Consider the following 11822-nt stretch of genomic DNA (forward strand, 5'->3'; position numbering starts at 1 on the left):
ATGACGGCGACCGCGCCGGCCGGCGGGACACCGGAACCCGGGCCGGACAGCACCGGGAGCAGCGGGGGAGGCACCACTCCGGGACCGGCAGGGCAGAGCGGGGCCCCGGACGGGACCTCACCGCCCGCCCCCGTACCGCCCACGCCGACGCGCCCCCCGGACGTGCCGCCTCCGTCTCCGCCCCTGCCCCCGGTGTCCCCCGGCGCGGGCAGCGGGGCCGACGACGGTCTGCGGACGGTCCTGCCCGAAGCGCTCGGCGTACCCGCCGGAGCCTCCCGGCGCAGGAGGAGGCTGTGGCTGACGGTGGCAGCGGTGAGCGCTGTGCTGGGAGGTCTGGGCGGAGCGCTGCTGGCCTACGCCATGATCGGGCCGAGCGTCACCAAGGAGAACGACTCCAACAAGGAGTACGACGCCTCCCAGCCGCCGTTCACGGTCTCCGTCCAGCCCGAGCGGAGTGAGCCCCAGGAATGGGCGATGGTGCTCGACCGGACGCTGACCGACGAAGAGGTCCGGAGGATGAAGACCAGTCCGGACGTCTTCTCCTACCTCACGTCCCTGGGCGGCCGCCCGCTCGCCTACGCGCCGTTCCTGGAGCACGCTCCGCAGCGGTACAACGAGGCGCAGACCGCCAGTGGGCGCATGGAGCTCTCGGACACGTTCAGGATGACCGTGATGAGCACACGTCAGTACGCGGTGACCATCAACGACTGGAAGGTCACCGACCTCACCTGCCGGAAGAGCACCGCACAGGCCGTCATCGGCCTCCCCCCGCAGGGCGGGGTCGCCTACGAGGGAATCCGGCTGCACCTCCCGCCCCGCGCCGACGAACCGGTGCTGACCGACGACACCGAGGGCCAGGGCGAGCCCTATTTCGACAACCGCTTCGTGGAGGTCGGCAACGGCCAGTCGTCGGGCGGGCTCCGGGCGGAGGTCATCGCGCCGCGGGGACAGACCTGCGAATGGGGCATCCAGGTCCACTACAACGACACCCACCGGCCGGAAGGACGGTGGGTGCAACTGAAGGACGACCAGGGCGAACCGCTGCGCATCCGCACGGAGTCAGTGCCTGACAGTCCCCGGCAGAGCTGGGTCTTCGGGTCCGTTCCCTGGACGGCCTGCCACGACGAGCCCGAGGGGAATCTGTGCTCCTCGCTCTGAGAGGCAAGGCCGCGGTCCTCGTCGCCGCGCTGGCCGTCCTGTGCGTCCAGGGATGCGGCTCCTCGCAGTCCGAGGAAGAGGAAGGGCCCGCGCCGGCTCCCTCGGCGGCGCCCTACTGGGGCAACCGCGGATACGCCCTCCCTGACAGTCCGTTCACCCGAGAGGACACGGTCGTCACCGCCACATGCGGCATGGGCGCCCGCTACGCCGGGGTCAGTGTGCAGGCCTGGGACCCCGAGGGGTGGGAACTGCGCGAGACCCGGAACTTCTTCATCCCGGTCGACGCCGCGTTCACCGACTACCCGGACGCCAAGAACGTCCACAGCCCTCTTGTCGACCTCTGCGGGGTGAGTTCGGAGAGTCCGTCGCCCTACGCCGTGGACGATCTGGAGTACGTGACTCCCCGGGTCCGCGCCCTGTTCGACCTGGCGTACAGGCGCATGGCGGTGGTGCTCCGGGACGCGGACGGCGAGGCGACGCACGCCGGATACGTGGAGAGCGGCGGCAACGCCGACGACTTCGTGCGCCTCGGCGACGGGCAGGGCGACGACGAGCAGAACGCGGTGATGGCGCCCGACGGGCGCAGCGTGTGGTTCACGTACATCACGCCCGACGGTGAGCGCAGGATCGGTTCGCGGTCCACCGAGGGGGACCACCGGCTGTCGGACGAGGGCCCGGCGATCGGGCACGACCTCCCCCTGACCGTCACCGGGAAGCCGCCGCGCGCCGTCCAGGCCACCATGGTGCACCTCGCCCCCGACGGCCGCCGCCTCACCGCGACCGCGCCGAAGATCTACGGGCACGTCTTCCGGACCCGGGATTCCTCGGGACCGCTCACCGCGGCATCGGGCCGCTCCGCCGTCCTGCTCAGCGGGTGCGTCGGCATCGTCGGCTGGGTCGCGGACGAACGGGTGCTGTGCCGCACGCAGTCGGGCAGCTTCCGGCTTGTGGACGCCCGTACTGGCCGCGCCGGGAGGAACGGTGTCGCCGTGGTCCGGGAGGACGACGGGAGGGTCGCCGAGGGGATGGTGGTGTCGGCGGACGGTGCGAAGTTCATCGTCTCCGTTCATTCACCCAACGACCGCTCGGGGCAGCCGTTGGGCCTGGGCGACTTCCGGGTGATGCCGACCTCGGGGGAAGGGGTCGCGGTTCCTGTCTCCGCTGATTCCTTGACCTCCGACACGGTGTTCCTGGAGTGGCGCTGAAGCATGCGGGGCACTGCCCGGCGCCGGGGCCGGCGTCGTTCGATCCGGCACCCTTGACGCGACGACTCGGCGCGGCTTGACTCACGTCCTGAATCAAGTCGTGACACAAGGTGCCACGCGCGCCGGTGGCCGCCGGAGTCCCGCTTCTCCGGCACCATCACCCCGCCGCCGGGCCGACGGCGGGAGCCGGCGCCTGGGCGGCGGGGGCCCGCGTCTGACCGGCGGGGGCGTCGGACAGTCAACCGCTCGCCCGAAGGGACTTCCGTGACCATCGACTACGCCGCCCTCCCCGACGACTTCCTGTGGGGCACGGCCACCTCGGCGTACCAGATCGAGGGGGCCGTGGACGAGGACGACCGTTCGCCGTCGATCTGGGACACCTTCTCGCACACCCCCGGGACGATCGACAACGGCGACCACGGCGACGTCGCCTGCGACCACTACCACCGCTGGCGCGAGGACATCGGCCTGATGCGCGACCTCGGCACCAACGCCTACCGGCTGTCCGTCGCCTGGCCGCGCGTGATGCCGGGCGGCGACGGCCCGGTGAACGACAAGGGCCTGGCTTTCTACGACCGGCTGGTCGACGGCCTGCTCGAGGCCGGCATCACCCCGTCCGTCACCCTCTACCACTGGGATCTGCCGCAGACCCTCCAGGACCGCGGCGGCTGGCCCGAGCGCGACACCGCCGAGCACTTCGCCGGGTACGCCTCCGCCGTCGCCGAACGCCTCGGCGACCGCGTGCACCACTGGGCGACCCTCAACGAGCCCCTGTGCTCCGCCTGGATCGGCCATCTGGAAGGGAAGATGGCGCCAGGCCTGACCGACCTGACCGCCGCCGTCCGGGCCTCCTACCACCTCCTGCTGGGGCACGGCCTCGCCGCCCGCGCCATCCGCGCCGCGGCCCCGGACGCCCGGGTCGGCATCGTCAACAACCTCTCCACCATCCACGCCGCGAGCGACAGCCCCGAGGACCGGGCGGCCGCCGTCCGCATGGACGGCCACACCAACCGCTGGTGGCTCGACCCCGTCCACGGCCGCGGCTTCCCCGAGGACATGCGCGAGGTCTACGGCGTCGAACTCCCCGAGCACCACGGCGACCTGGACACCATCGCGGCCCCGCTCGACTGGCTCGGCCTCAACTACTACTTCCCCCAGGTGGTCGCCGCCGACTCCCACGGCCCCGCTCCCTACGCGGCGTTCGTCCGCCGCGACGGCGTCCCGCGCACCGCCATGGACTGGGAGATCGACGCAGGCGGCATCGAGGCCCTGCTGCTCCGCCTCACCGACGAGTACGGCGCCCGCAAGCTCTACGTCACCGAGAACGGCTCCGCCTTCCCGGACACCGTCCGCTCCGACGGCACGATCGACGACCCCGAGCGCCAGGACTACCTCACCCGGCACGTCGCGGCCTGTGCCGCCGCCGCACGCAAGGGCGCCCCGCTGGCCGGCTACTTCGCCTGGTCGCTGCTGGACAACTTCGAGTGGGCCTACGGCTACGACAAGCGCTTCGGTCTCGTCCACGTCGACTACGACACCCAGATCCGCACGGTCAAGGGCTCCGGACACCGGTACGCGGACATCATCCGCGGCCACCGTGACCTGGCGCGGCGGGCGGCCTGACGTTCCGGCGCGGCCGGCGGGCACGGACGCCTGGTCCCTGCCCACCGGCCCCTGCCCACCGTTCCCGCCCACCGGTCCCTGCCCACCGGTTCGGTCGGCGCGGGGGTCAGCCGTCGCCGTTGAGCATGGCGGCGGTGAGGACGTGGCCGGCCACACCCCAGCCGCCGTCGACGACCTCGTCGACGAGCACGACCGTGGTGGGCCGGGCCCGCTCGCCGTAGATCTCCACGTACAGCTCGGTGGTGCGCTCGATCATCTTCTTCTTGTCCTCAGGGGTGAGGGTGCCAGCGGGGACCTTGAAGTGGGCGAAAGGCATGTCGGTTCTCCTTCAGTAGCGATGTCGGTGATGTCACTGGTGTCAGTGATGTCGGGTGTGGTCCGCAAGCCGTGCGGACGTCCAGGCGGTGACCGGCACGAGGTCGGTCGGACGCTCACACCATGCCGCCGTTGGCCCGCAGGACCTGCCCGTTCACCCAGTGCCCGGCCGGGCTGGTGAGGAAGGCGGCGACCCGTGCGATGTCCTGCGGGGTGCCCAGCCTCTCGAGCGGCGGGACGTTCGCGAGCCGGTCGATCTCCTCGGGCGTCTTGCCGTCGAGGAACAGGTCCGTGGCCGTGGGGCCGGGCGCGATCGTGTTCACCGTGATGTCCCGCCCCCGCAGCTCGCGCGCGAGGATCAGCGTGATCGACTCGACCGCCGCCTTGCTCGCCGCGTACGCGCCGTAAGCGGGGAACTGCGTTCCGACCACGGAGGTCGACACGCCCAGGAAGGAACCGCCGGCGCGCAGCCGGCGGGCGGCCTCCCGGGCCACCACGAAGGCGCCGCGGATGTTGGTGCGGTGCACCGCGTCGAGCACCGCAAGATCGAGTTCGGCGATCGGCGACAGGGCGAGGCGGCCGGCGCAGTTCACGACGACGTCCACGCCGCCGAACTCCTGCTCCGCCCGGTCGAACAGCGCGTCGACGTCGTGCTCGTCCGCCACGTCCGCCCGTACGGGGACCGCCCGCCCTCCGGCGGCGGTGATCGTCCGGACCGTCTCCTCGGCCGAGGCGGCGTCGCTGGTGTAGTTCACCACGACGGCCAGCCCGGCACGGGCCAGCTCGACCGAGACCGCGCGGCCGATGCCGCGTGACCCACCGGCGACGACGGCGACCCGCGGGGGCACCGGTGCGGCGGGGAAGTCGTTGGTAGTCATGGCCTCCACGATGCGCCGTGCCGGCCGGCGCAACCAGGGGATGTCGTCCCCTGGGCCGGGGCCCCGGCGGAGCGGACAATGAGTGCCATGGCTTCAGTGAAATACACCGAGCTCGGAGCGTTCCTGCGGTCGCGGCGGGACCGCATCCGCCCGGCCGACGTGGGGTTTCCCGTCGGCCCCCGCCGCCGGGTGCCCGGATTGCGCCGGGACGAGGTCGCCCAGCTCGCCGGGGCGTCGGTGGACTACTACAACGAGCTGGAACGCGGCGCCGGGTCCCAGCCGTCGGAGCAGATGATCGCCGCACTGGCGCGGGCGCTGCGCCTGACCGCCGACGAGCGTGCCTACCTGTACCACCTGGCGGACCGCCCGGTGCCCGTCCCGGGCAGCGCGGCCTCACACGTCCACCCCGGCATGCTCGACCTGCTCCAGCGGATGCCCTCGACACCGGCGCAGGTCATCACCGATCTGCACGTCACCCTGGTGCAGAACCCGCTGGCGGTCGCGCTGCTGGGGGACCACTCCGGCTTCCTGGGGGACCGGGCCAGCTTCGTCCGCCGGTGGTTCACCGAACCCGAGGCCCGTCGCATGTACCCCGAGGCCGACCACGCGACCCAGTCCCGTGCCTTCGTCGCCGACCTGCGGGCCGCGGCCGCCCGGCGGGACGCCAAGGACGTCGAGGTCACGTCGATGATCCGCGCGCTGCTGGAGACGTCGCCGGAGTTCGCCGCACTGTGGGCCGACCACGACGTGGCCTTCCGGCGCGACGACCGCAAACGCATCCTGCACCCCGCGCTCGGTGTCCTGGAGGTCAACTGCCTCAACCTGTTCAGCGAGGACGGCCGGCAGCGCCTGCTCTGGTTCACCCCCGCCGTGGGCACCGACAGCGCCGACCGGCTCGAGCTGCTCGCGGTCCTCGGCACCCAGGACGTCGTCGAGTCCGCACACTGACACTGGCACTGACATGCCCTCAGCCGAGCGGGGGGACTCCCACCCACGGGATGACACCCCCTGGTTGCCCCCGCCACGCACAGAAAGACTGAACGGAACGAAGCCACCGGCTTCTGACCGACATCAGGCTCTGTGACAAGGAGTTGCTCATGCAGCGGCGGACAGTCCTCCTCCTCGGAGCGGCGTTGGCGGTGTCCCCGGCCGTCAAGGCCCACGCCCATCCGGACCACCCGGCCACACCCGGGGAGACGCCCCCCGTCGCAGAGGGGCCCTACGGCGAGGGCTGGCGGAGGCTCGCGCCGATCGCGAGCGGCCCCCGGCAGGAGCACAGCGTCGCCGCGGTCGGCGACAGGGTGTACCTCATCGGTGGCATCGTCCCCGAGGCGACCGGAGGCGTCACCACGACCGGACGGATGGACGTCTACGACACGCGTCGCGACACCTGGTCGGTCGCGCCGCCGCTGCCCGTCGCGATGAACCACCCCAATGTGGCGGTGGTCCGCGGCCGGATCTACGTCCTCGGCGGGCTGTCCGGCGGATCCGCGTGGCAGGCCCTGCGCGACAGCTTCGTCTACTCGCCGCGGGCCGGCCGATGGCGCCGGCTTCCCCCCGTCCCCGCGGGTGTCGAGCGGGGGAGCGCCGCGATGGGCGTGCACGGGACGAAGATCCTCCTCGCCGGCGGTATGCGTGTCCTCGTGCCGGGCGCGGGCGGCCTTCAGGACACGGTGGACACGGTGTCCGCGTACGACGTCGTGACCGGCCGCTGGAAGAGCCTGCCGAGCCTGCCGCAGGCCCGCGACCATGTGGGCGGAGCCGTCGTGGGCGGGACGTTCTACGTCCTCGGCGGCCGGGACCGGGGGCAGGTGAACGTACGGGACACCGTCTACGCCCTCGACCCGCGCGCCCGCCGCTGGTCCGAGCGGGCACCGATGCCCACCGCCCGGGGCGGCATCGCCGCCGCGGCCGTGGGGAGGAGGATCTACACCTTCGGCGGTGAGGGCCGGCACGACGGCACCAACCCGAACACGGTCTTCGACGAGACCGAGGCGTACGACACCGAGCGCGACCGGTGGCAGCGGCTGGCACCCATGCCGGTACCGCGCCACGGCACGGCCGCCGTCGCCGTACGCGGCACGATCCACATCCCCGGCGGCGGCGTCCTCGCGGGCGCTGCCCCGGTGGAGGTCAACGACTCCTACCGCCCCGCCCACCGGTGAGCCGCCCCTGACACCGTGGACACCTGAGGCACTCGCAGCGCGCCAGCGTGTCGCTCGACGACGCGTCGAGCGACACGGGCCGCCGAGGCCGTCATCGCCGGAACTCGTCCCTCGGACGCGACACCTCGGCCAGGCCTGCCCGGCGAGCGGCATGGTGCCCGGCCACCCCGACCGGTGACGACCCTGCGCCGTACGTCACCGCCGACACCCACGACCCCACGACCCCACGACCCCACGACCCACCGACCCACTGAGGCGGCGACGCGTCGGCGCGCCCACGTCGCGGACGATCCGGCACGGAAGGCCAGGGGGGCCGTGCGGCCGACCGGCGACGGTGGCCGGACTCACGATGGCCCCGGAGTCCGGCCGCGGCGGCCCTCACACGGAGCGGAGCAGCGCCTCCACGGCCATGGGCGCGGCCGGATGACGCTTCATGAGCGCCGCACCCGACGCGGGCGCACCGGCCGCCGGGGCCCACACGCCGTCGCAGCCCAGCAGCTCCGCCATCGCGCCGCATGTCGCCGGATGAGCGGCGAGCAGCCCCGCGCCCGGTGCAGCCGGGACGCCGGCGGGCGCCCAGCCACCGTCGCACCCCAGCAGTCCCGCCACCGCGTCGCATGCCTCCGGGTGCGCGGTGAGCAGCGCGAGACCCCGCGGGACCTCTGCCGCGGGGATCGCCCGGCGGGCGGCGAAGGGATCCGTCTCCGTCACCCGCCACGGCGGCGTCCACCCGTCCAGCTCCGCCAGCCGGCCCGGGAAGATCCGCCCCGCCTCACGGATCAGCAGCGGCGCGAGATCCGCCGCCCCCGCGCGCAGCGTCGTGATCAGCAGCGGCAGCCACGGCAGCAGCACCGTGTCCGGCAGCCGCCCGAACGCGTTCGACACCGCTTCCACGACCACGTCCGCCAGCCCCGGCACCGGCTCCAGCGCGTGCACGAACCCGCTCAGATAGCGCGGGTAGGCGGGCACCACCATCGGATTGTCCAGCAACGCGTCACACCGGGCCCGCAGTTCCGCCCGGGGCAGGGTGCCGAGCTGCACCTGCGCGGCCCACAGCAGCGCCGTCTTCGCCGGGTCGTCCGGATGCGACTGGGCGACCGCGAGCTCCAGTTGCGTCCGGTCGCAGCCCAGCGACAGTGCGAGGCTCTCCATGCTGAACAGGAAGCCGAGCATCGCCGCCACCTGTCCCACCGTCGCGTCCTCGTCGCGGAACGCGGTCGGCAGCAGCGTGCAGTAGTGCGCGTAACCCGTTTTGACGAAGGACTCGATCCAGGCCGGCAGCACCGGCTCGCTGGTGCGGTAGTACGCCAGCAGCGCACGCGCCCGGCGCAGCACCTCCGGCGCCCCGTCGACACTGCGCTCGGCGGCCAGCACCTTCAGCGCATGCGTACCGAGCTCGTCGGCGAGGCGACGGCCGCGCAGGTACAGCAGGGTGTCCTCGACCGCCGCCAGCACCGTCGCCGTGGTCGCCCGCGGCCCGTACGCGTCGCGTCGCAGCCGCTGCTCCAGCACCTGCTCGAGGGTGACGCCGCCGTAGCCGAGCTCGATGAGGGCCCGCTGGTGGGTGCCGAGGGCCAGGTCCCAGGACTCCTGGATCGACCGCTCACCCAGTCGCCGCTCACCCATGATCGGCCGTGCCGCGCCGTGCGGCATCAGCCGCCGCAGCATCCACAGGACGTCCGAGCATGCCTCGAGTTCCGGCCGGGACGTCATGTCCAGCAGTGCCCGCTGCACGCCCCGCTGCCGCAGCTTCAGCCCCAGCGGTTCCAGCCGGTCGTACACATCGCGGGCGAGTGGCGGCAGCGCCTCGTAGCCCACCTGCCCGATCCGGTCGCCGCCCATCATGATCTCGACGAGTCGCCGCACGTCCCGCCGCCCGGGGACGCTGTCCTTCTCGATGCAGGTGACCGCCGCGTCCTGGAAGTCGTACGGTGTCGGCTTGGCCCGGTCCCGCATCCCGGCGAGCAGGATCGACGTCTCGAACACGGCGATGGCGTCGGCCGTGGAGGCGAGGTAGCCGCTCCGCCGGGCGGCCCGCACGATGTCCACGGACCAGCCCAGCAGTTCGGCCTCGTCCAGAGCGTCGAGCACGGGCGGCCGGCGCAGGAACCCGGACAGTTCGTCCCCGGCGGCCCCGGCGGCCCCGGCCGGCGCCGGAACGGCCGGGGCGGCGGTCGTGGTGACGGCCGGGGCGGCGGCCGACTTCTTCCTGCCGGACTTGCCTGTCCCCGCCTGGCCGTCCAGCCGGTACGGTCTGACCCGCGTCCGCTTCAGGCTCTTCGCCCACTCCGTCGCCGCGATCGACACCGAGCCCGCCGCCAGGCCGAACTGCGCCTCGATGGCCGCGTGACTGGACGGGATCAGCCCGTACCGCCAGTTGGTGGCGGTACGCGGCGTGATCGTGAAGGTCCCGGAGCCGCCCCGCACGCCGAACTCCTCGACGCGGCTGGCCGCGTGGAAGGCGCCGCACACATACAGACAGTCCTCCGGGTCGGTGCCGGTCGCCGACAGATGCTCGCGCATCCGCGTCCACATGTACCGTTCACGGTCCTCGTCGACCCGCAGCCGGGCCCCGTCACCCGGGGCGAGCCGGCGGAACAGGCTGCCGATGAGGAACATGACCTGGCGGTAGGTGTCATGGCCGGCGGCTCCGTCGCCGAGCGGCACCTCGACGTACTGGTGCCACCACTCCGACCAGTGCCGCACCTTGCCGTGGCGCAGCAGGTGCTCCTCCAGCTCGGCGAAACGCGGCCGCAGGTCGCCGATCTCGACTCCGACGGCCTCGCCGTGCAGCGCCGCCTCCGCCCCTTCCGGCGGTTCGGTCCCCTCCTCGGGGTCCTGCTCGTCCCGGGTGTCCCACTGGAAGACGTGGTCCGAGGACCGGTCGACGAGGACCAGCTCCACCCCGGGGGTGTCCAGGGCGTAGGCGATGGCCTGGTACTCGGCGGACGCCTCGGTGATCGGCGCGACCACCGACAGCGGCGCCCACTCCTGGGGGAAGCCGTCGATGTCACCGGCGAAGGCCTGCACCGCCACCGGCAGCCGGCAGTTGCGCAGCTCGGTCAGCAGCGGCGCCATGTCCTCGCACAGTTCCAGGTACACGACCTTCGGCTGCTTCTCCCGCAGCCGCCGTGCCATGGCGAGCGCGGAGGCGGGGGAGTGGTGGCAGACGGGGAAGATCTCCAGTGGCTCGCGCACCGCGCGGTCGACGTCGTCGACCATGCCGAGCAGAATGCCCTCCAGGGTGTCCGGCCCGCCCGCGAACGTGGCCGCCGCCTCCTGGAGCTGCCCGCGCAGCGCGGCGAACGACGTGCTCTCGGTGCTCTCCTGGGGCCCGCTCATGACAGGGTGGCGATCGCGTCGCGGCCGCCCTGAAGGAACTCCGGCCAGGAGCCGCCCTCTTCCTTGCTGCGCGGCTCGACGACCCCGTGCAGATACTTGTTGAGGATGGCCAGGTCCTCGGGCTGGCGCCGGGAGAGGGAACCGACCAGCGAGGAGGCGAGGGTGCGGGCGGTGAGGGCGCGCTCGCCGAAGAAGTTGCTGTGCAGGACGGCGTCCTCCAGCACACCGATCTGCTCGGCCGTCGACAGCGCCGACTCCAGCTTCTCGTCGTCGCTGCCGGCCGCCGAGGCGGAGGCGCGCAGGTCGGCGAAGCTCTGCAGCAGCACATCGAGCAGGGTCGGCGGCACGTCCAGTTCGATCGAGTGCCGGCGCAGCAGCTCCTCGGTGCGGAAGCGGACGATCTCCGCCTCGCTCTTCTTGTTCGTCACCACCGGGATGCGGACGAAGTTGAAGCGGCGCTTGAGCGCCGACGACAGGTCGTTGACCCCCCGGTCGCGGCTGTTGGCCGTGGCGATGATCGAGAAGCCGGGCTTGGCGAACACGATGTTGTCGTCACCGCCCCCGCTCTCCAGCTCGGGGACGGAGATGTACTTCTCGGAGAGGATCGAGATCAGCGCGTCCTGCACATCACTGGTGGACCGGGTCAGCTCCTCGAACCGGCCGATGGCACCGCCCTCCATCGCCGTCATGATCGGCGAGGGGATCATCGACTCCCGCGACTGCCCCTTGGCGATGACCATCGAGACGTTCCAGGAGTACTTGATGTGGTCCTCGGTGGTACCGGCCGTGCCCTGCACCACCAGCGTGGAGTTGCGGCAGATCGCGGCCGACAGCAGCTCGGCCAGCCAGCTCTTGCCCGTGCCGGGGTCGCCGATGAGCAGCAGACCGCGGTCCGAGGCGAGCGTGACGATGGACCGCTCGACGAAGCTGCGGTCACCGAACCACTTCTGCGACACCTCCCGGTCCAGCCCGTCGGCCCGCTCGGAGCCGAGGATGAACAGGCGCACCATCTTCGGGGACAGCCGCCACGAGAACGGCTTGGGGTTGTCGTCGACCGACTCCAGCCAGTCGAGCTCCTCGGCGAACTTGATCTCGGCGGGCGCGCGCAGCAGATCGGACATGAGGGGAGTGCCTTT

General features: G+C 72.4%; 9 protein-coding genes. 5 read left to right on the top strand and 4 right to left on the bottom strand.

Annotated elements, in window-relative coordinates; translation table 11 throughout:
• The first annotated feature begins 312 nt into the window (after positions 1–312).
• From HTV45_RS25675 to HTV45_RS25685, 3 genes are all read left to right on the top strand, one after another.
• The gene (locus tag HTV45_RS25675) at positions 313–1158 is read left to right on the top strand and encodes a hypothetical protein (protein ID WP_251692740.1); all 846 of its coding nucleotides are present in this window, start codon (positions 313–315) and stop codon (positions 1156–1158) included.
• Positions 1143–2363: a hypothetical protein gene (locus HTV45_RS25680; RefSeq protein ID WP_308309752.1), complete on the top strand. Its 1221-nt coding sequence runs from the start codon at positions 1143–1145 to the stop codon at positions 2361–2363. The genes HTV45_RS25675 and HTV45_RS25680 overlap by 16 nt, the downstream gene beginning before the upstream one ends.
• Positions 2364–2627: 264 nt before the next feature.
• The gene (locus HTV45_RS25685; protein WP_215208251.1) at positions 2628–3986 is read left to right on the top strand and encodes a GH1 family beta-glucosidase; all 1359 of its coding nucleotides are present in this window, start codon (positions 2628–2630) and stop codon (positions 3984–3986) included.
• A 106-nt stretch (positions 3987–4092) separates the two neighbouring features.
• On the opposite strand, the gene HTV45_RS25690 is transcribed toward HTV45_RS25685, so the two are convergent.
• On the bottom strand, positions 4093–4302 hold the full coding sequence (locus HTV45_RS25690) for a 4-oxalocrotonate tautomerase family protein (protein ID WP_215208252.1): 210 nt from the start codon (positions 4300–4302) through the stop codon (positions 4093–4095).
• A 115-nt stretch (positions 4303–4417) separates the two neighbouring features.
• A complete protein-coding gene (locus HTV45_RS25695) occupies positions 4418–5179 on the bottom strand; it encodes an SDR family oxidoreductase (protein ID WP_215208253.1) in 762 nt (253 codons plus the stop codon).
• A 78-nt stretch (positions 5180–5257) separates the two neighbouring features.
• On the opposite strand from HTV45_RS25695, the gene HTV45_RS25700 reads away from it, so the two are divergent.
• On the top strand, positions 5258–6127 hold the full coding sequence (locus HTV45_RS25700) for a helix-turn-helix transcriptional regulator (protein WP_215208254.1): 870 nt from the start codon (positions 5258–5260) through the stop codon (positions 6125–6127).
• A gap of 149 nt (positions 6128–6276) precedes the next feature.
• Positions 6277–7344 carry a kelch repeat-containing protein gene (locus HTV45_RS25705; RefSeq protein WP_215208255.1) on the top strand — a complete coding sequence of 356 codons (1068 nt, stop codon included), beginning with the start codon at positions 6277–6279 and terminating at the stop codon, positions 7342–7344.
• A 378-nt stretch (positions 7345–7722) separates the two neighbouring features.
• Here the strand turns inward: HTV45_RS25705 and HTV45_RS25710 are convergent, their stop codons facing one another.
• Together HTV45_RS25710 and HTV45_RS25715 are read right to left on the bottom strand one after the other, a co-directional pair.
• Positions 7723–10686 (bottom strand): DUF5682 family protein, encoded by a 2964-nt coding sequence (locus HTV45_RS25710; RefSeq protein ID WP_215208256.1) that lies wholly within the window; start codon positions 10684–10686, stop codon positions 7723–7725.
• Positions 10683–11807 (bottom strand): AAA family ATPase, encoded by a 1125-nt coding sequence (locus HTV45_RS25715; protein WP_215208257.1) that lies wholly within the window; start codon positions 11805–11807, stop codon positions 10683–10685. The genes HTV45_RS25710 and HTV45_RS25715 overlap by 4 nt, the downstream gene beginning before the upstream one ends.
• Positions 11808–11822 lie beyond the last annotated feature (15 nt).

This window comes from Streptomyces sp. CHD11, assembly GCF_018638295.1.
Classification (GTDB): domain Bacteria; phylum Actinomycetota; class Actinomycetes; order Streptomycetales; family Streptomycetaceae; genus Streptomyces.